Source organism: Nonomuraea insulae (assembly GCF_042656245.1).
Genome location: NZ_JBHSPA010000043.1, coordinates 29269 through 50221, shown reverse-complemented (window position 1 = coordinate 50221; position 20953 = coordinate 29269). Strand labels below are relative to the sequence as shown.

Sequence of the window (20953 nt, the reverse complement as noted above, 5' to 3'; positions counted from 1 at the left end):
GTGAGGGCCGTGGCCCGGAAGGAGAGCGGCCATCACGAACGCGTCGGAAGCTGGGCCTTGCGGAGTAGCGGCCCCAGCACTACCACCGGATGGTGCTCGGGGGTTCGGCGGCGTGACAGGGCGAGCCGACGTCGCCGCAGGTCGATCTCAATGATGATCACGGTGACCTCGTCGCCGATCTGAACCACGTCGCCCGATGCCTCAACAGTCGTGGTGGCGAGTTCACTGAGGTGGACCAGGCCTTCGATGCCCTCTGCCACGCGGACGAAGACGCCGAAGGGCACCACTTTGGTGACCGAGCCGTGCAATATCTGCCCGACGTGAGCGCGGCGCGCGAACTGCTCGAACGGGTCGGGCTGGGTGGCGCGCAGCGACAGGCGGGCCTCGCCGTTGCAGGTGTCGAAGACGAGGAATTCGCAGGTGATGCGCTCGCCCACGGAGACGACCTCGCAGGGGTCATCGAACCTGCGCCTGGACAGCTCGGGCATGCTGATGAAGCCGACACCGGGAAAGACGGGATGGTCGGGTCCGTCGTCCAGATCAACGAAGACGCCGAAGCTTTTGATGGCCGCCACCGCACCGGACGGCCGCTGCCCCGGACGCAGTGCCTGCAGGAAGGCCCATAGCTGCGGATTCTGCGTCGCAGACCGTGAGAGCCGAACCTGTTTCGATCGGAAATCCACGGCGACCACCTCGGCACAGACTCGACCGCCGACTTCAAGGCTGTCGGCACTCGAGCCCCAAGACATATCGAGCGGGCCGATAACGCCGACCGGATCGCCGGTGAAAGCGTCGAGAAGCACAGTCGTTCCCGATCGCGTGGCCTCCGTGACGGTCCCGGCGAGGACGTCGCCGACGTTCACCGTCCCCAGGAACGCGGCCAGGGACTGTTCGTCTTCCGCTGCCCCCATGGCTCCAAGGCTCCCACGAATGCGAGTGTCGCGGGGATGTGCCGACAAGCTCAAATCGTCAACCCAGGGTTGACGGCGAGGTAGCGTCAACCTATGGTTGACGCATGGAGAAGACCGTACGTCTCGACGACCTCATCACCGCGATCAAGAGCCGCCACCCCGACGGTGACCCCCTCGGCCAGTTGTCCGACGCCGTCACCCTCGGCGAGCACATCGGCGAGGTGGCCGACCACCTCATCGGCCACTTCGTCGACCAGGCCAGACGCTCCGGCGCCTCCTGGACCGACATCGGCCACAGCATGGGCGTCAGCAAGCAGGCCGCGCAGAAGCGGTTCGTGCCCAAGGAAGGCGGCGGCTCCCTGGTCGCCGACATCCGCACCTACTCCCGTTTCACCGCCAAGGCGCGCATCGCGGTGGTCAGGGCGCAGGAGGAGGCGCGCGCGGCCGGGCACGACCACATCGAGGTCGGCCACATGGTGCTGGGCCTGCTGCACCAGCCCGAGGCGCTGGCCGCCACGACCATGGTGACGCTCGGCGCCTCGCTCGAAGCCGTCAGGGAGGCCGTCCTGGCCGAACTCGGTCCCGGCAGTGAGCAGGCCCCGCAGGTCATGCCGTTCGGGGCGCAGAGCAAGAAGGCTCTGGACCTGGCCACGCGCGAGGGGCTGCGCCTGGGGCACGACTTCGTGGGCACCGAGCACCTCCTGCTCGGCATCCTGTCGCTGGACGACGCGCCGGTGGTGCGGATGCTGGCGGGGTTCGGGGTGGTCAAGGAGCCCGCCGAGCAGGAGATCAGGACCGCGGTGGAGGAACTCCTGCGCGAGCGGGAGACCGGCGGCTGAGCGGAGACGCTCAGCCCCGGCAGCTCAAGTCAACACGGATTTACATATCGCGGCGGTGGCGGCTATCCTGCGGTGAGATCGAGAGGACACCAGCCATGCCAGCGACGACATCGGCCGCGCCGCGCCGCCGGGACGCGGCCAAGACCCGCCGGCACCTGCTCGACGCGGCCCTGCGGCGCTTCGCGCACGACGGCTACGCCGTGACCACCGTGCGCGAGATCGCCGACGACGCCGGCGTCAACGTGGCCCTCATCAACCGCTACTTCCAGTCCAAGGAAGGCCTGTTCGAGGCGTGCCTGGAGGAGGCCGCCGACGAGCTGAGCCGCGCCGCCGGCACGGTGTCGGGCCCCAGTCGGATCCCCGACGCCATCAGGCACGTCATCAGCGCCATCTCCGAAGGGCGCCCCAACGACGTCCTGTTGCTCCTGCTGCGCTCCTCCGGCGACGAGCGCACCGAACGGATGCGGGTCGGGCTGCTGCGCACCTACGGGGAAAACCTGGCCGCCTCCTCCGGAGACCCCGGGGACGACCGGCTGCTGGTGCGCGCCCAGCTCGTCCTGGCCCTGACCATCGGCATCGCGACCCTGCGCTCCGCAACGGCGCTGGACCCTCTCGCCTCCGCCACCGAGCAGGAACTCGCCGGCCCCCTGCGCGAGGTCGTCGACACCCTGCTGCCCAACCGTCACGTCACTGAGGAGAATCTTGACCACTGAGTCCGCCGCGACGCTCCAGACCACCCGAGGCTGCCCGTTCGCGCCGCCCGAGCAACACCTGCGGCTCCTGCGCGAGCAGCCGGTCGCCAAGGTCACACTGCCGGCGGGCGGCGACGCCTGGGTGGCCGCCCGCTACGAGGACATCCGCACGATCCTGACCGACCCGCGCTTCACCGCCGACCGGGGCCACCCCAACGCGCCGCGGCTGACCGAGGACGCGATGGACCCCGCCTCCTCGCCGCTGCCCAAACTGATGCTGAACATGGATCCGCCCGAGCACGGCCCGGCCCGCCGCGCGGTGATCAGCGAGTTCACCGTCCGGCGCATGGCGGCGCTGCGGCCCCGCATCCAGCAGATCGTGGACGAGCACCTCGACGCCATGATCGACGGGCCACGCCCGGCCGACCTGGTACGCGACCTGGCCCTGCCGGTGCCCTCCCTGGTGATCTGCGAGATGCTCGGTGTCCCGTACGCCGACCACGACTTCTTCCAGGTCCACTCCGCACAGCTCCTCAACCGCGCCGCCACCGAGCAGGAGCGGCAGCACGCCGTCATGGAGCTGGCCATCTACCTGGACAAGCTGATCACCGCCAAGGAGCAGGAGCACGCCGACGACCTGCTCGGCCGCCAGATCGCCAAGCAGCGCGAGAACGGCGAGGTCGACCATCCCGCGCTGATCGGACTGGCGTTCCTGCTGCTGATCGCCGGCCACGAGACCACCGCGAACATGATCTCGCTCGGCACGTACCTGCTGCTGCAGGAGCCCGAGGCGCTGGAGGCGCTGCGGGCCGACCCGGACAAGACGGTCAACGCGGTCGAGGAGCTGCTGCGTTACTTCACCATCGCCGAGTTCGCCATGGCCCGGGTGGCGCTGGAGGACGTGGAGCTCGGCGGCACGGTGATCCCCGCGGGTTCCGGCGTGCTCATGCTGGCCAACACCGGCAACCGCGACCCGGAGGTGTTCGAGGACGCCGAGCGGTTCGACATCGACCGCGGCGCCCGCAACCACCTCACCTTCGGCTACGGCGCCCACCAGTGCCTTGGCCAGAACCTCGCCAGGATGGAGCTGGAGATCGTCTTCGGCACCCTGTTCCGGCGTCTGCCCGAGCTGCGGCTGGCCGTCCCCGCGGACCAGCTCAGCTTCAAGGACCAGGCCGCCGTGTACGGGATGCACGAGCTCCCCGTCACCTGGTGATCAGGGCAGGTTGAGCTGCCAGGAGACGCCGAACCGGTCGTTGACCCAGCCGAACCTGGTGCTGAACCCGTAGTCGTCCAGCGGCATCAGCGCCTGCCTGCCCTCGCCCAGCGCGGCATACAGGCGCTCGAGCTCCTCCTCGTTGTCGCAGTCGACGAACAGCGACATCGACGGCGTGAAGGTGAAGGCGTGCACGGGCGGGCTGTCGATGCACCTGTACTCCTGGCCCGCCAGCGTGAACGTGGCGTGTTTGACGCTGCCCTCGGCCCCGGGTTCTCCGGGGCCGAAGTGCTCGACGGCGACCACTTTGGCGTCGGCGAACAACGACACGTAGAAGTTCATCGCCTCCTCGGCTTCGCCGTTCTGGAACATCAGGAACGTGGTGATCTTCATGCGGGAGTCTCCTCCTCGGGAGCGTAGAAAGCGGTGGTCGCGGCGACGGCGGCGGCGACCTCATCGGGCCGGCCGCCCGCGGACTCGTGGGCCCGGCCCCACGCCTGGCTGCTGGCGATGATGGAGGCGCGCCCCTCCGCGGTCAGGTGGAAGGTGGCCTCCTCGACCTTCTCGCCGCCCGCCAGGTGCAGGCCCAGGCCCAGCAGGGTCAGGTCCCAGCCCACGCCGACCGCGCCGGGGCCGAACTGTCCCCACATCTCCGGCGGCACCTCGGCCGTGTGGGTCAGCTCGAACAGGGTGCCGTCGTCCTTGGCGGACAGGCGTACCTCGACCTCGGAGAAGCCGGGGTCAGGGCCGAACAGCCAGGTGACCTTCAGCAGGCTGGGCGGCTCGCAGCGCAGGATCTCACCGCCGGCGTTGCCTTCGAGCTGGTAGGTGCCGCCGAGACGGAGGTCGCCTGAGACGGGCAGGAACCAGCGGGTGAGCCGGTCGGGGTCGGTGCACGCCTGCCAGACGTCCTCCGGGTCGGCGTCGTAGTGTCGCCGCAGCACGACGGTCTTGCGCGTGCCGTCGAGCAGTTCGCGGTGGGCCTGCTGGATATCGTCGATGAATGTCATCAGGGGTCCTCTTTCTCACCTTTCGTACGGCGTTCTCGTTTGCCACGGGCCAGTTCCGTCGCCAGGGCGTCCAGGCGCTGGTTCCAGAACCCGCGAAAGCGTTCCAGCCAGAGATCGACCTCCTGCAGCGGCCCGGGCTCGACGGCGTACAGCCGCCGGGTGCCCTCGGCCCGCACGGTGGCGAACCCGTTGTCGCGCAGCACCCGCAGGTGTTGTGAGACGGCCGGCTGGGAGATCCCGAACTCCTGCTGGATGACCGCGGTGACCTCGCCGGAGCTCTGCTCGCCGGTGGCCAGCAGCTCCAGGATCCGGCGCCGGACGGGATCGCCGAGGACGTCGAATGCGTGCACCACCCGAGTATTTCGGGTTTCGCTTATATAAGTCAAGCCTGAAGTAGTCGGTCAGTCGTCCAGGCCGCGGGCGCTCAGCGCCTCCCCCAGGGCGTCGGCATGCCGCAGCGAGCTGACCACCAGCGGCACGGCGAAGGCCCGCAGGCTACGCTCCACGCCCCTGGCCCGCTGCGCCTCGCGCACCCGCTGGGCCAGCGAGGCGATCACCGGCACGCTGCGCACGGTCAGCGACAACAACAACGACAGCCGGAACGGGTCCAGCCCCACGAACCGGGCCGGCGACAGGCAGCGCTCCAGCGTCGCCATCATCGCCGAGGTGCGGGTGGTGACCGTCACCAGCCCGGCCAGCGCCACGGCCAGCACCACCCGCAGCGTCGAGGTCAGCGCCCCCTCCAGGTCGACGACCAGCCACTGCATCCCGAACAACGCCACCGCGAACCAGCGCACCGGCCTGACCTGCGCCCACGCCGCCGCCACACCCACCCGCGACAACGCGTACAGTCCCGCGACCACGACCGCCCCACCGGCCAGGACCAGCGGCGAGCCCACCAGCACCAGCCCCGTGCACACCAGGGCGAGCCCGGCCAGCTTGACCCCGGCGGGCAGCCGGTGCAGCGGCGAGGAGCCGGGGGCGTAGGCGCCGGTCAGGCCGTTCACGCCATCAGCTTCCTGTAGTGGCCGATGGCGTCGTCCGGCGGGCCGTCGGCCACGACGCGGCCCTGGTCGAGCACCAGCACCCGGTCGAAGCCGGCCAGCAGCGGCAGGTCGTGGGTGACCGCCAGCACCTGCTGCGGCATCTCGCGCAGCAGGTCGGCGACCTGGCGGGAGTGGCGCAGGTCCAGCAGCGTCGTCGGCTCGTCCATGATGAGGATGTCCGGCTCCAGCACCATCACCGAGCACAGCGCCAGGAGTTGCTTCTGGCCGCCCGACAGGTGGTGGGCGGGGTGGTCGGCGTGGCCGGCCAGGCCGTACCTGTCCAGGACCTCGTGCACCCGCCGGTCCACCTCCCCCCGCGTCAGGCCCTTGCGGCGCAGCGAGAAGGCCACGTCCTCGGCCACCGTGGGCATCACGATCTGCGCGTCCGGATCGGTGAACAGGAACCCCACCCCGCGCCTGATCTTGGCGGCGTGGCGGCGGGTGTCCAGGCCGAGCACGGTGACGGTGCCGGAGGTCGGCAGGGCCAGGCCGTTGATCAGGCGGGCCAGCGTGCTCTTGCCCGAACCGTTGGCCCCGACCACGCCCACGCGCTGCTCGGACAGGGAGGCGGTGATGCCGCACAACACGTCCCTGGAGCCCAGCCGTACGTGCACGTCGGCGAACTCGATCATTACCCGACCACCTCGAACAGGGCGGCCACGCCCAGCCCGCCGCCCACCGCGGCCGCCGCCAGGCCCAGCGTCCCCGGCGGCGCCGCCTGGCGTACCAGCCTGCTGAACAGCCTCGTCACCACCACCGCCCCCGTCGCCCCCCACGGATGCCCCAGCGCCAGCGCCCCGCCGTCCGGGCACACCCGCTCCGCGTCGGCGCCCAGCGGATCCAGCCCGAGCGCGTCGGTGACGGCCAGCACCTGCGCCGCGAACGCCTCCACGATCTCCACCGCCGCGACCCGCTCCACATCCACCCCCGTACGCGCCAGCACCCGCCGTACCGCGGGCACCGGCCCCCAGCCGGGCAGCTCGGGATCGCACCCGACGACGGACCCGGCCACCAGCCGCATCCCCGGCAGGCCCGCACGCAGCCGCTCGGGTACGAGGGCCACGGCCGCGGCGCCGTCACTGACCGGCGAGGAATTTCCGGCCGTCACTGTACCGTCCGCCACGAACGCGGCAGGCAGCCGGGCCAGCGACGCCGCCCGCAGCGGGCGCGGCCGCTGGTCGTCGGACCGCCCGCCGACCGGCACGATCTCCCCGGCGAACCGCCCCGCCTCCCGGGCCGCCAGGGCGCGGGCGTGGCTGCGGCAGGCGTAGGCGTCCTGCCGGTCCCGGCCGATCCCGCGGGCCGCCGCCAGCGCCTCCGCCGCCGGGCCCATGTCCGGGTCGGGGTGACCGTGGGGGGTGAAGGGCGCCCGCTCGTACGCCTTCGCGGCGCCCCGCGACGTCCGCAGCGGCGCGGTCGAGGCGCTCTCCGCCCCTCCGGCGATCACCAGGTCCGCCTCGCCCGCGCGGACGGCCTGCCCGGCCACCAGAATCGCGGCCAGCCCGCTGCCGCACTGCCGATCCACCGTCAGCCCCGGCACCTCGTGCCCCAGCCCCGCGGCCAGCGCCGACACCCTGGCCACGTTGCCGCCTGGCCCCATGCAGTTGCCCAGCACCACGTCATCGACCCGCCGCCCCGCCATGTCCGCCGCGACGGCCGCGATGACGGGCGCTGCCAGCCGATCGACGCTCACCTCTTTGTAGGCGTGCCCGGCGGTGCCGATGGGGGTGCGCCTGGCCGCGACGATCACGGGCGTGAAGGCGCCTGTGTCGCGCATGTCAGGCCAGCCGCCGGAGGCCGGGATCGCCGGCACTCAGCAGGGCCGCCACCAGGGCGCGCGCCGGTTTGCCCGTCTGGTTGCGCGGCATCTCCCGCACCACGTACCAGCGGCGGGGACGCTGCGCCGCATCCAGCCGGGTCCTGGCCATCGCCTCCAGCAGCGCGCGCCGCGGCGGCGGGGAGCCGTGATCGGCCTCGACGATCGCCGTCACCACGGCGCCCAGGGACGGATGCGGCGATCCGATCACCACGACGTCGCCCACACCGGGCACCTTCCTGAGCACCTCCTCGACGTCCTCGGGCACGACGGTGGCGCCGCCGGTCTGGATCGCGCCGTCACCGCGCCCGCGCAACCGCAGCACCTCTCCTTCCCGGTACGGCTCCGCGACGTCGCCCACGCTCACCCAGCCATCGCCGTCGCGCCGCAACGGCCCGGCCACCTCACCCAGGTAACCCTCCGACACCCACGGCGAGCGCGCCCACACCTCACCGAGCATCCCCCCGGCCTCGGCGCGGACCTCGATCTCCACCCCGGGAAAGGGCCGCAGCCCGCCTCCGTCCACGTCCACCGCCACGAACGACAACTCGGTCGCGCCGTAGTACGCCACGACGCGCACCCCGGCCCCGTCCGCCGCCGCCCGCGCGTCCTGGTCGAGCGCCGCGCCGCCGACCACCGCCGTACGCAGCGACCCCGGGCTCTTCAGCACGTCAGGCAGCCTGTGCGGCACCACGTGCACGACGCTCGCCCGCTCCAGGTGAGCGGCCAGCGACCCGCCGGGCCACCGGCCGGGGAGCACGGCCGTCGCACCGGTCGCCAGGGTGTGCAGGGCGGCGAAGGCGTACAGGGAGGAGACCAGCGGACCGGGCACCAGCACCACATCGTCAGGACCGATGCCGGTCAGGTCGTTGAGGTGCTTGTACGACTCCGTCCAGGACGCGCGGCCGCGCACGATCGCACGGGGCCGGCCGGTGCTGCCGGAGCTGAAACACGCCCACGCGAGATCCTCCGGCCGGGCCTCCCGCGAAACGGGCGGACCCGCGACATACGGCAGAGGCGCGTCGATCCTGGCCACGCCGGCGCCGGCGACCTGGGCCCACCGCTCCTCGTCCCAGGCGTGCTCGCCCACCAGCGGGGTGGCCCCCGCCAGGTCGGCCGCCAGCACGGCGGTGAGCAGCTCGACCGGGTCGGCCACCCCGATCGCGAGCACCGCGCCGGGCCCGACGCCCAGGCGCAGCAGGTGCCGGGCGGCACCGTGGATCTTCTCGGCGAACTCCGCGTAGGTGAGTTCGGCCTCGGGGCCGCACACTGCGAGCCGGGAAGGGCGCTCGGCGGCGTGCGACATGACGTAGTGCGCGACGGGCATCGAGGGGTCAACGCCCCCCGCCGGTACGCAGCCGTTCCTGGTGCACGGTGGGCACCGCGTCCGGGTAGGCCCGCTGTGTGCCTCTGGCCACGATGGAGGCCAGCACCGCCTTGATCAGGTCACCGGGCAGGAAGGCCGCGGCGAGCAGGGCCGTCGCGCCGATCGGCGCTCCGGTGACCAGAGCCTGCACGGGGATGCCGAACAGGTAGACCACGACGACGCCGCCCGCCAGGCAGGCCACGATCAGCCGTACGATGCCCGGGTCGCGTCCCGCCCGCTCGACGAGCCAGCCGGTCACGGCCGCGCCGGGCAGCCAGCCGATCAGGAACCCGGCCGACGGCCCGGTGAACACGCCGAGCCCGCCCCGCCCGCCCGCCAGCAGCGGCAGACCGGCCGCCACCAGGACGAGCAGCACCGCGACGGCCAGCGCGGCCCGCCACGTGCCGAGGATGGCCCCCGCCAGCATGACGCCCAGCGTCTGCAGGGTGATCGGGACCAGGTTGCCGAAGACGTTCAGCGAACCGGGCAGGCCGAGCACCGCGATCAGCGCCGCGAACACGGCCACTCTCGCCAGGTCGCCCGTCGGGAACCCGCGCTGCTTCCCCACATTCTCCATGGGTTCGATCCCACACCACAACGGTCACGCCCGGCATGGAGGGATCCCACAACATTCGGACCTATCATCTGCGACCGATCGATACCCCTTCTACAAAGCGTCGCTTCCGCAGTGAGCTGCCCGGAACGCCTTGGTGATCCGCTCCTGCCAGGATGCGAGCTCCTTGGCGGGCACGGCATGGTTCGGCAGGGTGAGCGAGATCTGCCGGGACACGCCCGAGATCTTCGGCGAGAGGGTGACGTGGAGGCGGTCGGGTGTGAGCGTCGTGCGGTCGGGATAGTGGAGGCGTACGCGGTAGTCGGCCACCGTGCCCTCTCCGTCGAGGCAGGTGCGTGCGCCGTTCTCGACGCGTTTCATCAGGCCCTGGTTGATCTGCCTGCCCCGCATGGGGACCAGGTTGTAACGCAGGCTGACGCCGTGGAAGGAGGCGGCGATGAGATGGCCGCCCTGCCAGTCGCCGCTCCCGCCCCAGTCGCCGACCGTGCCCTCGCACTCGCCGCGCGGGGCGTCCTTGTCGATGAGGGTCCTGGCCAGGGCGTCGATGGGGCGGCCGAGGTCGTCGGTGGTGAAGGTGTGCTGCTGGGCGTGGTAGGTGTGCTCCGGTTTGATGTGGCGGTCGCAGGGGGCGGTGTCGGGTGCGTACGCGGGCGCGGCGGCTCCGGCGGTGAGCAGGAGGGCGGCCGCGCCGGCGCGCCGCAGGGCGGTCACGGGCATGGGGTGTCCTTTCGCGAGGGAAAGGAGGGGTTGCCGGTCAGGCGTCATCCGGCCGATAGGGGGAAATCGCCCTATCGGCCGCCTCGTCGGCTTTGTTGCGAAATTCGTGCCCGTGACGTGAATCACATAACGTTGCTATATGGTTACTTTTAGTGGTTCTCGCAGGTAGGTGCGTGCTCAGGCCGCCAGGCGCAGGGCGCGAGCCACGTCGCCGGTGGCCGCGGAGGTCTCGGTGGGGGTGTAGCCGTCGCGCAGGGAGGCGTCGAGGTCCTTCAGGCCGTTGCCGCTCAGCGTGATCACAATGCGCAGACCGGGCTCCAGCTCGCCCCTGGCGTGCCGGTCCAACAGCCCGGCCACCCCGGCGGCCGAGGCGGGCTCGGCGAAGACACCGTCGCGGCGGGCCAGCATCCGGTACGCGGCGAAGATCTGCTCATCGGTCACCGCGGCGATCAGCCCGCCGGACTCGTCCCTGGCGGAGATGGCCCCCTCCCAGGTGGCGGGGTGGCCGATGTTGATGGCGCTGGCCGCCGTACGGGGATCGGCCACGGGCTTCCCGTGTACGAGCGGAGCCGCGCCCGCCGCCTGGAACCCCCACAGGCGCGGCAGCCCTCCGGACAGGTCCGCCTCGCGGTAGTTGCGGTAGCCGCCCCAGGTGGCGGTGATGTTCCCGCCGTTGCCGACCGGCAGGCAGTGCAGGTCGGGAGCCTGGCCGAGGGCGTCCACGATCTCATAGGCGACGGTACGCTGCCCGGCCAGGCGCAGCTCGTTGCCCACCGAGTTGACCAGGGCGATCGGGTGGTGGGCGGCCAATTCGCGGGCCACGCGCAGGCAGTCGTCGAAGGTGCCGTCGATCTCGACGATCTCGGCGCCGTACCGTACGGCCTGGCTCAGCTTGCCCAGCGCGACGCGGCCCTTGGGCACCAGCACGGCGGCCGTCACCCCGGCGCGGGCGGCGTAGGCGGCGGCCGAGGCGCTGGTGTTGCCGGTGGAGGCGCAGATGACCGCCTCCGCGCCGGCCTGCGCCGCGCGGCTGATCGCCACGGTCATGCCGCGGTCCTTGAACGATCCCGTCGGGTTGGCGCCCTCGACCTTCAGCCAGACCTCGCAGCCGGTGAGGCCGGACAGGTGCTCCGAGCGCAGCAGCGGGGTGTTGCCCTCGCCGAGGGAGATGGACGGGGTGTCGGGGGTGACCGGCAACCAGCGCCGGTAGTCGCTGTCGATCAAACCATGCCAGGTTGTCATGCCCGCACCGTAACACTTGTTCCGTATATGTCGGGAAACGAGGGGTGGTGTAACATTTGTCATGTGGAGAACGACCCGATAGCCGCCCGTCTCGGCGCCGCCTACCCCGACCTGCCGCCTGGGGAGCGGGCGATCGTGCGGGTCCTGCTCGACGACTATCCGTTCGCGGCCCTGGGCTCCCTGCGCGGCCTCGCCGAGCGCGCCGGCGTCAGCCCGCCGACGGCCTCCCGCCTGTTCGACCGCCTGGGCTACGCCGGCTTCGCCGACTTCCAGTCAGCGGTACGGGACGGCGCCCGCGACCGATCCCGCCTCCTCGAATACGTCACCCGCCCACCCGCCACCCCCTCACCCGCTACGCACCCACCTGCGGCCGATTCGCCCGCCGTCGATTCGCCCGCCACCGACCCGTCAGGCACCGGCTCGCCCGCCACCGGCTCGTCAGACACCGGCTCGGAGACCACCGCCACGGCGGGCACCGGCTTGCCCGCAACCGCGTCGGCCACCGCCGCCCCTTCCTCCACTGACACTGCTCCGGCCGGAAGGCGCGGTGCGGGCGGACGCCGGTCACCGAAGGACAGCCGGTCACCGATGGACAGCCGGTCACCGAAGGACAGCCGGTCACCGAAGGACAAAGGCGGCGCGGACAACATCTCGGCCGGCGACCCCGGCGTCAGCACCGGACCCGGCATCGGCGACCATCCGGGTGGCGATGCCCGCCCAGGCGTGCTCGGCGGAGCCCATCCGGGCGCGGCAGCGCGTGCCAAGGCCGAGGCTTCGGGCGAGGGCGAGGGCGAGGGCGAGGGGGTGCGGGCCGGGTCGGAGGTGTGGCAGGCCGCCGAGGATCTGCGCGCGGGGCTCGACGGCACCCTGACCGGCGTACCGGAGCCGATCTACCACAAGGCCGCGGAACTGCTGGCCGGGGCCGGAACCGTGTGGGCGCTGGGCGGCCCTCTGAGCGAGCTGGCCGCCGAGTACCTGATCCGCCAGCTCGCCAGCCTGCGCCCCCGCGCGCACCGCGTGCCGGAATCAGCGCCCGCCCGCGCCCGTACCGTGCTCGACCTGACACCGGCGGACGTGGTCGTGGCGTACGACTTCCGCCGCTACTCCCCCGACACCGCCCGCTTCGTGCACGCCGCGCGCGGCAGGGGCACGCGCCTGGTGCTGGTCACCGACGCGTGGGGGTCGCCGCTGGCCGCCGAGGCGGAGCTGCTGATCCGGTTGCCGCGCGAGGCCGCCGGGCCGATCGCGCCGCTGGCGCACGAGATCGCCGTCACCGAACTGCTGCTCGTCGCCACGGCCACCCGCCTGGCCCCGGCCAAGCGCCTGGCCGACCTGGACGAGCTCACCCAGACGTTGTGATCATCCGCCGTCGCTGACGGGCCGCAGCGAACGCCGGGAAGAATGTCGTCGGCCGCCACACCCACGGCGGCGCAGGCGAACACATGTCAGCGCGGACCTGCCACATGTCGAGGCCCCGGCCCTTCCGGAAGGAGATGATCTGACGGTGACCGAGAAGAAGGCGCTGAACGTCGGCCCGTCGGGAATCGAGGTGGCCTATGAACGTCTGGGCGACCCCGGCGCGCCGCCCGTACTGATGATCATGGGAGCCGGAGGGCAGCTGATCAACTGGCCCGACGGGCTCTGCGCCGCGCTCGTCCAGCGCGGCCTGCATCTCATCCGCTTCGACAACCGCGACAGCGGCCACTCCACGCACTTCGACGAGGCACCCGTGCCGGACATCCCGGCCGCCCTGGCCGGCGACCTGTCGACGGTCACCTACACGCTCGCCGACCTGGCCGCCGACACCATCGGCCTGCTCGACGCCCTCGATCTGGCGAGCGCGCACGTCGTCGGCGCCTCCCTCGGCGGGATGATCGCCCAGACCGTGGCGATCGAGTACCCCGGCCGGGTCAGGACGCTGACGTCCATCATGTCCACCACCGGCGACCGCATGGTTCCCCCGCCCCGTCCCGAAGGGGCGCAGGCCATGACCGGCCCGCCGCCGACCACCCGCGAGCTGTACGTCGAGCGGATGGTCGGCGGGGCCAGGGCGAACGCCGTCGAAAGCGACCTGGAGGCGGTCCGCGCGGTGGCCGAGCGCGCCTGGGACCGGGGCTGGTCCCTGTCCAGCATGCTCCGGCAGGCGGCCTCGGTCATCGGGTCGGGTGACCGTACCGAGAAACTCGGCCGGCTTGACGTGCTCACCCTGGTGATCCACGGTGCCGCCGACACCGCCGCCGACGCCGGAGGCGGGCGGGCCACCGCCGAGGCCGTCCCTGGCGCCGAGTTCCTGCTGGTCGAGGGTATGGGACACAACTTCCCGCCCCACACCTGGCCCGAGCTCAGCGCCCGGATCGCCGCCCTCGTCCGCCGCGCCGAACACACCTGAACGCCAGGCCCATCCGGCCCGCGTAGCCCGTCGTGGACATGCCGGCCACGCTGTACCTTGTCGGCGGGAACGCCGTTCGGGTAGGGCTGGTCGGAGCCGCGGTAGCGGTACTCGATCTTCACGTTTCGTCGCCGACCGGGGGTCGCGGTGAGGCACGGAACTCCGGCCGCGTCCCTAACGCGGCGTGACCAGGCCGGCTTCGTAGGCGGCGATGACGAGTTGGGCGCGGTCCCGGGCCCGCAGCTTGGCCAGCAGGCGGCTGATATGCGTCTTCACGGTCCCGGGACTCAGTTGGAGCTGAGCGCTGAGCTCGGCGTTGGACAGGCCGTGGGCGATGAGTGTGAGCACCTCGCGCTCCCGATCCGTCAACGTGTCGAGCCCGTGGAAGACCTGCTGTGCCGGCCGGCGTACGAACTCCGCGATCAATCGTGTGGTGACGCTCGGCGCGAGCAGCGTCTCGCCCGAGGCGACCACCCGGATCGCCTTCAGGAGATCGTCGGGGGGCGCGTCCTTGAGCAGGAAGCCACTGGCGCCCGCCCGCAGCGCCGAATAGACGTACTCGTCGAGGTCGAACGTGGTCAGGATGAGAACCTTCGTGTCCCCGGAGATCTGCTGGGTCGCGGTGATGCCGTCCATCTCCGGCATCCTGACGTCCATGAGCACCACATCAGGTGACTCCCTCCGCGTGAGTGTCACCGCCTGGCGCCCGTCGGCCGCTTCCCCGACCACGGTGAGATCGTCCTCCGAGTCGATCAGCAGGCGGAAGCTGCCCCGCAGCAGCGCCTGGTCATCGGCGACGAGCACTCGAATCAAGAGATCTCCCACAACACGTCCGCGACTGTTGACCGTACGCATATCGTGACGGACCCCGGCGCCCTCACGCGTCGATGCGCCACTGTCACTCAGGATCACCTCCCTCGAGTCGCGTCTCTGTGAAGCCCTGTTGACTGAACTGTTGACTGAACTGTTGACTGAACTGAAGACGACACTCCGGCGGACGGACTTGTCGCGAGCGCGGCGAGTTCGGTGCGGTTGGCGACACCGAGCTTGGCGTAGACATGGGAGAGGTGGGTCTTGACGGTGCCCCGGCTCATGAAGAGCCGCGCTCCGATCTGCGGGTTGTTGAGGCCCGCGGCGGCCAGCCGTGCGACGCTCAACTCGGTCGGGGTGAGGCTGTCCCAGCCGGCGGCCGGCCGGTCGCGGGCACCCCGGCTACGGCGGACGTAGGCGACCGCGTCATCGAGGGACAACTCCGCGCCCGCCGCCCACGCGGTCGCGAACTCGTCACCGAGCGTATGCCGGAGCCGGGCGACCAGCTCGTCGTACTCGCTCCGTTCGGCGACGCGCCGGGGATATCCCATGGCGGCGCGTGCCGTGGTGCTCGCGGCCAGCGTCCGCACCGCGTTCGGCTGGGCCAGGCGCGCGGCGATGGCGTCCAGGCTGTCCACCCAGAACGTGCGTAGCCCGTGGGCGACGCGAATGGTCAGCGCCTCGTGGTGCAGGCCAGGGTCACCGATGAGGTGGGCTTGTTGCTGCAGCACGTCCGCGAGGACGCGGGGCATGCCGAGCTTGCCGGCGATGGCCGCCGCCCGGTCGAGCTCGTCGCGGGCGTCGTCGAACCGGCCGGCGAGTCGTAACGCTTCTGCGTAGCCCGCGTGCGCCTGCGCTGCGAGGTAGGTCGGCGCGACGTGCTCGGTCTGCCGCACATCGTGCTCGAACCAGCGCAGCGCCCCTTCGAGATCGCCGCTCGCCATCCGCACGTGTGCCAGTGCCGAACCCATGCCCGGTACGAAGGCCGCTGCCTCGGCGTTCTCCATGAGCAGCAGCAGTGGCCGCATTGCCTCGAGTGCCGCGTTCACGTCTCCAGACGCGGTGTGTGCCGCCGCCAGGGCACTGCGCGCCATGCCGACGCGCAGGTAGTCGCCGAGCGGCTCGGCGAGTTCGAGCGACTGCTCGGCGAGGCGGCGGGCCTCGGCCAGGCGGCCGCTCGCGAGCGCTCCGCTCGACAGGTACGCCAGCGCGGTCGACGCGATGCCGCGGTGACGGTGGCGCAGGCCGTCAAGTGCCGTTTCCAGCAGCGGCCGGGCCTCGTCGTGCCGGTCCTGCATCTGCCGGATCATGCCCTGCAGCGCCAGCTGGGCATGCCTGAACAACTGGTCGCCCGCGATTTCGGCGGAGCGGATCGCCTCGACGGTGAGGTCCCAGGCGGCGCCGAAGTCGGTGTAGAACCGGCCGACCGCGGCCAGCGTGAGGCACTGGCTGCGCAGGCTCTCGTCACCGTGCGCAGTGGCCAGTTCGAGCGCCTGCAGTGCCACGTCGTATTCGAGGTCGAGTGGGCTCGTGGTGTCGGCGACCAGCGCCAACCCGCTGAGCAGCCGTGCCTGAAGCCGCGAGCGGTCCGTCGGCGCCCGGTCGAGGGCGCGCCGCAGGAAGGCGATGCCCTCGTGCCCGTGCTGGTGCAGATGCCACAACCACGACAGTTCGGCGGCGAGGCGGCGTCCTCTGCCGGGATCGGCGGCGGCCAGCCCCCACTCCAAGGCGGCGCGCAGGTTGTCGTACTCACCCTCCAGCCGGGCGCGCCAGCCGTCGAGGTCGGCGGTCCGCTCGGGCCCACCTGCGGCGAAGGCGAGGAAGTGGCCGAGGTGCTGGTCGCGGATGAGGTCGCTCTCCCCCGCTTCCCGCAACCGGTCGGTGGCGTACTCGCGGATGGTCTCCAGCAGCAGGTAGCGGGACGCGCTGCCGCGGGGCTCCGCGACGATCAGCGACTTGTCCACCAACCGGCCGATGCTGCCCAGGATGTCGCCGCGAGCGACCACCCCGCCCGTACAGACCGTTCGTACGGCATCCAGGTCGAACCCGGCAGGAAACACCGCGAGGCGGCGGAACACCGCACGGTCCGGCTCGTCGAGCAGGTCGTGGCTCCAGGCGATGGACGCCGCCAGGGTCTGCTGGCGCGCGGCGACGCCACGCGGGCTGCGGACGAGCAGGCCGAACCGGTCGTCCAGGCCATGCTCGATCTGTTGCGGGGTGAGTGAGCCCAACCATGCGGCCGCGAGCTCGATGGCGAGCGGGATGCCGTCGAGCCGGGAGCACAACACCCGCGCGGCGGCCTCGCCCGCCTGGTCCAGGCCGAACAGCTGCCGGACCTGCCGGCCCCTCTCGACGAACAGCCGCAACGCCTCGTCCGGGGCCAGTGGCGGCACCCGCCAGACCACCTCGCCCGGCACCGCCAGTGGCTCGCGGCTGGTGATCAGCACCGACACCTCGGGGCATGAGGACAGCAGCGCGCTGGTCAGCTCGGCGGCGCCGTCGATGATGTGCTCGCAGTTGTCCAGGCAGATCAGCGCGCGGCGGCCGCGTAATTGCGCGGTCATCGACGGTACGGGGCCCTGTACGGGTTCGACGAGCACGCCGAGCCTCGCCGCGACCAGTTCGGCGAGTCGCGCCTGGTCGCTGACGGCCGCCAGCTCGACCCACCAGACACCATCCGGCCGGCGCGCGACCTCGGCGGCGGCGATCTGCGCGGCGAGCCGGGTCTTGCCGACGCCGCCGGTACCGGTCAGCGTCACCAGCCGCTCGGCGTCCAGCAGGGCCCGCACCGCGGCCAGCTCGGAGCGCCTGCCCACGAAACTGGCAGGTTGGATGGGCAGGTCAGGGGGCGCGGCAGGCGTCATGGTGCGGCTCAGTCTGCCATCGAAGCGCCGGAATCGGCCACCGGAGGGTCCCGGTCTCGGCCACCTGGCCGATGTTCTCCCCAGGGGCCGAAGGCAGTCTTTTCCACGTACCCCGAACTCGACGACCAGGGAGCAACGCGATGGGATCCGTCATCGCCAGCATGTCCATGTCTCTCGACGGCTTCGTCGCGGGTCCGAACGACGAGGTGGACCACGTGTTCGCCTGGTACGACGCCGGGCAGGCCAGGGTCGGGACGGACCGTGCCGAGGTGTTCCCACCCGGCGCGCTGGGCTCGCTGGTCTGTGGCCGCAGGCTGTTCGAGCTGACCAATGCGTGGGGAGGCAGACACCCGATGGGTGTGCACGTCTTCATCGTCACCCACAGTGTGCCGGACGGCTGGCCGCGCGGGGACACGCCGTTCACCTTCGTGACCGACGGCGTGGCCGGCGCGGTGCGGCAGGCCAAGGATCTTGCCGGTGGCCGCGACGTCGCCATCGCCACCCCCAGCATCACGCAGCAGTGCCTCGCCCTCGGACTGGTCGACGTGATCGCAGTGGACCTCGTACCGGTGTTGCTGGGAGAGGGCATCCCGTTCTTCGCCGGGCTCGTGAAGGCACCGCTTGAGCTGGGCACGCCGACGGTCGTCGAGGGCAAGGGCGTCACGCATTTGCGCTACCCGGTCGCCCACTGACGCAGTCGCAGCTCGAAAGGAGACGCCATGTCGGATATATCTACATATCGTGATCGCATGCCCGGCCCGCTGGAGGTGTCCGCGGACAACCCGCGCTATTTCCGCGTACGTACGGACGGTCGGGCGGTTTATCTCACCGGCTCGCACATCTGGAACAACTTCCACGACGGCATGGGGCCCGGTGCGACGGCACCCCCTTCGCCCGAGAAGCTGGACTACGACGCCTATCTGGATTTCCTCGCCGCTCACGGGCACAACTTCATCCGGTTGTGGCGTTGGGAACAGTTCCTGTCGCAGGCCGCGGGCGGCGCGTACCACCTGAACATGAGCCCACAGCCATGGCCGCGCACGGGGCGGGGAGCGGCCAAGGACGGCGAGCCGAAGTTCGACCTGGACCAGTTCGACCCGGCGTATTTCCGGCGGCTGCGCGAGCGGGTCATAGCGGCCGGCGAGCGCGGCATGTACGTGGCCGTGATGCTGTTCGACGGCTGGGCGCTGCACCTCAGCCCGGCGCCGGACAACGTCGAGGGCCACCCGTTCCATGCCGCCAACAACGTCAACGGCATCGGGATCACCTCGATCCTCGACCACCAGGTCCTGCCGCTCGACCCCGCGGTGCGGGCACTGCAGGAGGCCTACCTCCAGCAGGTTCTCGACACCGTGCATGATCTGCCCAACGTCCTGTACGAGGTCTCCAACGAGTCATCCGGAGGTGGCGCGGTCACTGCGGAGATGGCCGACGTCCTCGGCGTACCGCCGCAGACCGATTGGGGTGACTCGACCGGCTGGCAGTACTGGGTGATCGAGTTCGTCCGGCAGTACGAGCGGCGGCGCGCATATGATCCGCGCCCGATCGGGATGACCATGCAGTTCCCGGTGGCCGACCAGACCCTGGTCAACGCGCCCCTGTTCGACGGGCCCGCCGACTGGATCTCGCCTGGCTACGATGATGAGATCTTCCGCGAGGGCGGTCATCCCGGTGCCGCCGGCAGCCCGCCGTCGCGATGGCTGGACAACCCGCCACCCGCCGACGGCCGGAAGGTCCTGATCAGCGACACCGACCACTTCGCCCCCGGCCAGGGCGACGCGCTGTGGGTATGGAAGGCGTTCCTGCGCGGCCACAACCCGATCTTGATGGACTTCGGCCTCATCGATGGCATCCAGCCTGCACCGGACGCCTTCGAGCCGGCCCGCCAGGCGATGGGCGACACCAGGCGCTACGCCGAGCAGATCGAGCTCGTCCGCATGCCCCCTCGCGGCGACCTCAGCTCCACCGGCTACGCGCTGGCACACCCCGGCAAGGAGTACCTCATCCTGCAGCCGAGCGCGACGAGCGAGACGTTCACCGCCGAACTTCTGGGCGGCAGCTACACAGCCCACTGGTACGGCCTCGACGAGCGGAGCTCCCTGACAGGCGACGAGGTGACGGTGCCGAGCGACGGTCTGGTGAAGTTCACCGTGCCGTCCACGATCCACGGCCCGGCCGTCCTGCACCTGGCGGCCGCCGACCACCGGGCCCGCGGCCGATGACCGAAATGTGGGAGGTGGTTTCGCGGCTGCTCACCGACAGCCGCTACCTCGTGCTCGCCACCGCCGATCGCCAAGGGCGACCGTGGGCCACACCCGTCTTCTTCGCCGCCCGTGATGAGGACCGGCTCGTCTGGGTGTCGGCACCGGACAGCAGACATTCCCGTAACCTCGCCGAACGCCCCGACGTGGCCATCACGGTCTTCGACTCACACGCACCCATAGGCGGCGCCGAGGCGCTTTACCTAGAGGCGGCCGCGGGCCCCGCCGACGATTTCGTCGAGGCGCTGACCATGCTCAACGCCCGTCTCCCTGCAGACAAGGAACTCAGCGGCGACGACCTCGCGCCGTCCGGACCGCTGCTGGCCTACAGCGCCGACGTACGGCGGCACTTCATCTTGATCCGGGGCGGAGATCCACGCTTCGACAACGTCACCGACGCACGAACCCGCGTCACACGCCCCAGCAGGAAGGCCCCACAATGACAGCGGACATCCCGCCGGCCGTGAATGGGCTCATCCACTCGATGATCACATCACTCGACGGCCGCATGAACGACACGAACGGCGACCTCGGCCCAGGCGGCCCCAAGGAGCTGGCATGACCCGCATCATCGCTGACATCTCGGTATCCCTCGACGGCTTCGTCACCGGGCCCGATCCCGACCCGGACAACGGCCTGGGCGCCGGCGGCGAGGCTCTGCACACCTGGGCGTTCTCCGACGACCCCGACGACCGCCGGGTCCTGCGCGAGGCGACCGCCCGCTCCGGCGCCGTCATCCTCGGCCGGCGGCTCTTCGACGTGGTCGACGGGCAGAAAGGCTGGAACGACGACTCCGGCTACGGCGCCGGCGAGGTCGGCAAGCCCGCGTTCATCGTGGTGACGAACTCGCCCCCGCAGTCGGTGCGGCTCACCGGCCTCGACTGGACGTTCGTCACCACCGGCCTGCCCGACGCCGTCGCCACCGCCCGTAGGCGCGCCGAAGCGGCATCGGCACAGCGCGGCCAAGACCTGGACGTCGTCCTGATGGGCGGCGGCGCCACGATCGGCTCGGCCATCGACGCCGGGCTGGTCGACATGCTGACCCTGCACCTCGCGCCCGTCATGCTGGGCGCCGGGACGCCGCTGTTCACCGGTGCGGCGCCGCGCACGCTGGTGCAGCGGAGTGTGACCTCGACATCGACCGCGACGCACCTGACCTACGACATCCTCTGACGACCTCGTCGCGCCCTCTCGCCGCAC

General features: G+C 71.3%; 23 protein-coding genes. 10 read left to right on the top strand and 13 right to left on the bottom strand.

The window, feature by feature from the left end:
* Positions 1 to 32 precede the first annotated feature (32 nt).
* Positions 33 to 911, bottom strand: a complete 879-nt coding sequence (locus ACFPZ3_RS34195) for a S1 RNA-binding domain-containing protein (RefSeq protein WP_379518436.1) — start codon at positions 909 to 911, stop codon at positions 33 to 35.
* A gap of 104 nt (positions 912 to 1015) precedes the next feature.
* On the opposite strand from ACFPZ3_RS34195, the gene ACFPZ3_RS34190 reads away from it, so the two are divergent.
* From ACFPZ3_RS34190 to ACFPZ3_RS34180, 3 genes are all read left to right on the top strand, one after another.
* On the top strand, positions 1016 to 1750 hold the full coding sequence (locus tag ACFPZ3_RS34190; protein WP_379518435.1) for a Clp protease N-terminal domain-containing protein: 735 nt from the start codon (positions 1016 to 1018) through the stop codon (positions 1748 to 1750).
* 95 nt (positions 1751 to 1845) lie between these two features.
* On the top strand, positions 1846 to 2463 hold the full coding sequence (locus ACFPZ3_RS34185) for a TetR/AcrR family transcriptional regulator (RefSeq protein WP_379518434.1): 618 nt from the start codon (positions 1846 to 1848) through the stop codon (positions 2461 to 2463).
* Positions 2453 to 3658 (top strand): cytochrome P450, encoded by a 1206-nt coding sequence (locus ACFPZ3_RS34180; RefSeq protein WP_379518433.1) that lies wholly within the window; start codon positions 2453 to 2455, stop codon positions 3656 to 3658. The genes ACFPZ3_RS34185 and ACFPZ3_RS34180 overlap by 11 nt, the downstream gene beginning before the upstream one ends.
* On the opposite strand, the gene ACFPZ3_RS34175 is transcribed toward ACFPZ3_RS34180, so the two are convergent.
* From ACFPZ3_RS34175 to thrC, 10 genes are all read right to left on the bottom strand, one after another.
* On the bottom strand, positions 3659 to 4051 hold the full coding sequence (locus ACFPZ3_RS34175) for a VOC family protein (protein WP_379518432.1): 393 nt from the start codon (positions 4049 to 4051) through the stop codon (positions 3659 to 3661).
* Positions 4048 to 4668, bottom strand: a complete 621-nt coding sequence (locus ACFPZ3_RS34170) for an SRPBCC family protein (protein ID WP_379518431.1) — start codon at positions 4666 to 4668, stop codon at positions 4048 to 4050. The genes ACFPZ3_RS34175 and ACFPZ3_RS34170 overlap by 4 nt, the downstream gene beginning before the upstream one ends.
* Positions 4668 to 5018: an ArsR/SmtB family transcription factor gene (locus tag ACFPZ3_RS34165; RefSeq protein ID WP_379518430.1), complete on the bottom strand. Its 351-nt coding sequence runs from the start codon at positions 5016 to 5018 to the stop codon at positions 4668 to 4670. The genes ACFPZ3_RS34170 and ACFPZ3_RS34165 overlap by 1 nt, the downstream gene beginning before the upstream one ends.
* Before the next feature lie 51 nt (positions 5019 to 5069).
* Entirely contained in the window at positions 5070 to 5675 is a 606-nt protein-coding gene (locus tag ACFPZ3_RS34160) for an energy-coupling factor transporter transmembrane component T family protein (RefSeq protein WP_379518429.1), read from the bottom strand.
* A complete protein-coding gene (locus ACFPZ3_RS34155; protein ID WP_379518428.1) occupies positions 5672 to 6346 on the bottom strand; it encodes an energy-coupling factor ABC transporter ATP-binding protein in 675 nt (224 codons plus the stop codon). The genes ACFPZ3_RS34160 and ACFPZ3_RS34155 overlap by 4 nt, the downstream gene beginning before the upstream one ends.
* Positions 6346 to 7491: a thiolase family protein gene (locus ACFPZ3_RS34150; RefSeq protein WP_379518427.1), complete on the bottom strand. Its 1146-nt coding sequence runs from the start codon at positions 7489 to 7491 to the stop codon at positions 6346 to 6348. Before ACFPZ3_RS34150 ends, ACFPZ3_RS34155 begins: the two co-directional genes overlap by 1 nt.
* Before the next feature lies 1 nt (position 7492).
* On the bottom strand, positions 7493 to 8857 hold the full coding sequence (locus ACFPZ3_RS34145) for a class I adenylate-forming enzyme family protein (protein ID WP_379518426.1): 1365 nt from the start codon (positions 8855 to 8857) through the stop codon (positions 7493 to 7495).
* Between the two features lie 7 nt (positions 8858 to 8864).
* Positions 8865 to 9473, bottom strand: a complete 609-nt coding sequence (locus ACFPZ3_RS34140) for a biotin transporter BioY (RefSeq protein WP_379518425.1) — start codon at positions 9471 to 9473, stop codon at positions 8865 to 8867.
* Positions 9474 to 9563: 90 nt separating this feature from the next.
* A complete protein-coding gene (locus tag ACFPZ3_RS34135; RefSeq protein ID WP_379518424.1) occupies positions 9564 to 10187 on the bottom strand; it encodes a DNA/RNA non-specific endonuclease in 624 nt (207 codons plus the stop codon).
* Positions 10188 to 10364: 177 nt separating this feature from the next.
* Complete coding sequence (gene thrC / locus ACFPZ3_RS34130) at positions 10365 to 11429, bottom strand: threonine synthase (RefSeq protein WP_379518423.1); 1065 nt, start codon at positions 11427 to 11429, stop codon at positions 10365 to 10367.
* A gap of 63 nt (positions 11430 to 11492) precedes the next feature.
* Here thrC and ACFPZ3_RS34125 point away from each other — a divergent pair, with 63 nt between their 5' ends.
* On the top strand, positions 11493 to 12788 hold the full coding sequence (locus tag ACFPZ3_RS34125; protein ID WP_379518422.1) for a MurR/RpiR family transcriptional regulator: 1296 nt from the start codon (positions 11493 to 11495) through the stop codon (positions 12786 to 12788).
* Positions 12789 to 12933: 145 nt separating this feature from the next.
* The gene (locus tag ACFPZ3_RS34120; RefSeq protein WP_379518421.1) at positions 12934 to 13818 is read left to right on the top strand and encodes an alpha/beta fold hydrolase; all 885 of its coding nucleotides are present in this window, start codon (positions 12934 to 12936) and stop codon (positions 13816 to 13818) included.
* A 174-nt stretch (positions 13819 to 13992) separates the two neighbouring features.
* On the opposite strand, the gene ACFPZ3_RS34115 is transcribed toward ACFPZ3_RS34120, so the two are convergent.
* Entirely contained in the window at positions 13993 to 14631 is a 639-nt protein-coding gene (locus ACFPZ3_RS34115) for a response regulator (protein ID WP_379518420.1), read from the bottom strand.
* 95 nt (positions 14632 to 14726) lie between these two features.
* Positions 14727 to 17492, bottom strand: coding sequence for a helix-turn-helix transcriptional regulator (locus ACFPZ3_RS34110; RefSeq protein ID WP_379518419.1), 2766 nt, complete (start codon positions 17490 to 17492; stop codon positions 14727 to 14729).
* A 140-nt stretch (positions 17493 to 17632) separates the two neighbouring features.
* On the opposite strand from ACFPZ3_RS34110, the gene ACFPZ3_RS34105 reads away from it, so the two are divergent.
* From ACFPZ3_RS34105 to ACFPZ3_RS34085, 5 genes are read left to right on the top strand one after another with little or no spacing between them, the layout of a single operon-like run.
* Positions 17633 to 18184, top strand: coding sequence for a dihydrofolate reductase family protein (locus ACFPZ3_RS34105; RefSeq protein WP_379518418.1), 552 nt, complete (start codon positions 17633 to 17635; stop codon positions 18182 to 18184).
* 57 nt (positions 18185 to 18241) lie between these two features.
* The gene (locus ACFPZ3_RS34100) at positions 18242 to 19714 is read left to right on the top strand and encodes a hypothetical protein (RefSeq protein WP_379518417.1); all 1473 of its coding nucleotides are present in this window, start codon (positions 18242 to 18244) and stop codon (positions 19712 to 19714) included.
* Positions 19711 to 20196 (top strand): pyridoxamine 5'-phosphate oxidase family protein, encoded by a 486-nt coding sequence (locus ACFPZ3_RS34095; protein WP_379518416.1) that lies wholly within the window; start codon positions 19711 to 19713, stop codon positions 20194 to 20196. The genes ACFPZ3_RS34100 and ACFPZ3_RS34095 overlap by 4 nt, the downstream gene beginning before the upstream one ends.
* Entirely contained in the window at positions 20193 to 20315 is a 123-nt protein-coding gene (locus ACFPZ3_RS34090) for a hypothetical protein (RefSeq protein ID WP_379518415.1), read from the top strand. The genes ACFPZ3_RS34095 and ACFPZ3_RS34090 overlap by 4 nt, the downstream gene beginning before the upstream one ends.
* A complete protein-coding gene (locus ACFPZ3_RS34085; protein WP_379518414.1) occupies positions 20312 to 20926 on the top strand; it encodes a dihydrofolate reductase family protein in 615 nt (204 codons plus the stop codon). Before ACFPZ3_RS34090 ends, ACFPZ3_RS34085 begins: the two co-directional genes overlap by 4 nt.
* Positions 20927 to 20953: the final 27 nt, after the last annotated feature.

What these genes read in the sequence shown, in the direction of transcription:
- ACFPZ3_RS34195 (WP_379518436.1), bottom strand. Translation starts at nt 911, where the DNA reads ATGGGGGCAGCGGAAGACGAACAGTCCCTGGCCGCGTTCCTGGGGACG.
- ACFPZ3_RS34190 (WP_379518435.1), top strand. Translation starts at nt 1,016, where the DNA reads ATGGAGAAGACCGTACGTCTCGACGACCTCATCACCGCGATCAAGAGC.
- ACFPZ3_RS34185 (WP_379518434.1), top strand. Translation starts at nt 1,846, where the DNA reads ATGCCAGCGACGACATCGGCCGCGCCGCGCCGCCGGGACGCGGCCAAG.
- ACFPZ3_RS34175 (WP_379518432.1), bottom strand. Translation starts at nt 4,051, where the DNA reads ATGAAGATCACCACGTTCCTGATGTTCCAGAACGGCGAAGCCGAGGAG.
- ACFPZ3_RS34170 (WP_379518431.1), bottom strand. Translation starts at nt 4,668, where the DNA reads ATGACATTCATCGACGATATCCAGCAGGCCCACCGCGAACTGCTCGAC.
- ACFPZ3_RS34155 (WP_379518428.1), bottom strand. Translation starts at nt 6,346, where the DNA reads ATGATCGAGTTCGCCGACGTGCACGTACGGCTGGGCTCCAGGGACGTG.
- ACFPZ3_RS34150 (WP_379518427.1), bottom strand. Translation starts at nt 7,491, where the DNA reads ATGCGCGACACAGGCGCCTTCACGCCCGTGATCGTCGCGGCCAGGCGC.
- ACFPZ3_RS34145 (WP_379518426.1), bottom strand. Translation starts at nt 8,857, where the DNA reads ATGCCCGTCGCGCACTACGTCATGTCGCACGCCGCCGAGCGCCCTTCC.
- ACFPZ3_RS34140 (WP_379518425.1), bottom strand. Translation starts at nt 9,473, where the DNA reads ATGGAGAATGTGGGGAAGCAGCGCGGGTTCCCGACGGGCGACCTGGCG.
- ACFPZ3_RS34135 (WP_379518424.1), bottom strand. Translation starts at nt 10,187, where the DNA reads ATGCCCGTGACCGCCCTGCGGCGCGCCGGCGCGGCCGCCCTCCTGCTC.
- thrC (WP_379518423.1), bottom strand. Translation starts at nt 11,429, where the DNA reads ATGACAACCTGGCATGGTTTGATCGACAGCGACTACCGGCGCTGGTTG.
- ACFPZ3_RS34110 (WP_379518419.1), bottom strand. Translation starts at nt 17,492, where the DNA reads ATGACGCCTGCCGCGCCCCCTGACCTGCCCATCCAACCTGCCAGTTTC.
- ACFPZ3_RS34105 (WP_379518418.1), top strand. Translation starts at nt 17,633, where the DNA reads ATGGGATCCGTCATCGCCAGCATGTCCATGTCTCTCGACGGCTTCGTC.
- ACFPZ3_RS34100 (WP_379518417.1), top strand. Translation starts at nt 18,242, where the DNA reads ATGCCCGGCCCGCTGGAGGTGTCCGCGGACAACCCGCGCTATTTCCGC.
- ACFPZ3_RS34095 (WP_379518416.1), top strand. Translation starts at nt 19,711, where the DNA reads ATGACCGAAATGTGGGAGGTGGTTTCGCGGCTGCTCACCGACAGCCGC.
- ACFPZ3_RS34090 (WP_379518415.1), top strand. Translation starts at nt 20,193, where the DNA reads ATGACAGCGGACATCCCGCCGGCCGTGAATGGGCTCATCCACTCGATG.
- ACFPZ3_RS34085 (WP_379518414.1), top strand. Translation starts at nt 20,312, where the DNA reads ATGACCCGCATCATCGCTGACATCTCGGTATCCCTCGACGGCTTCGTC.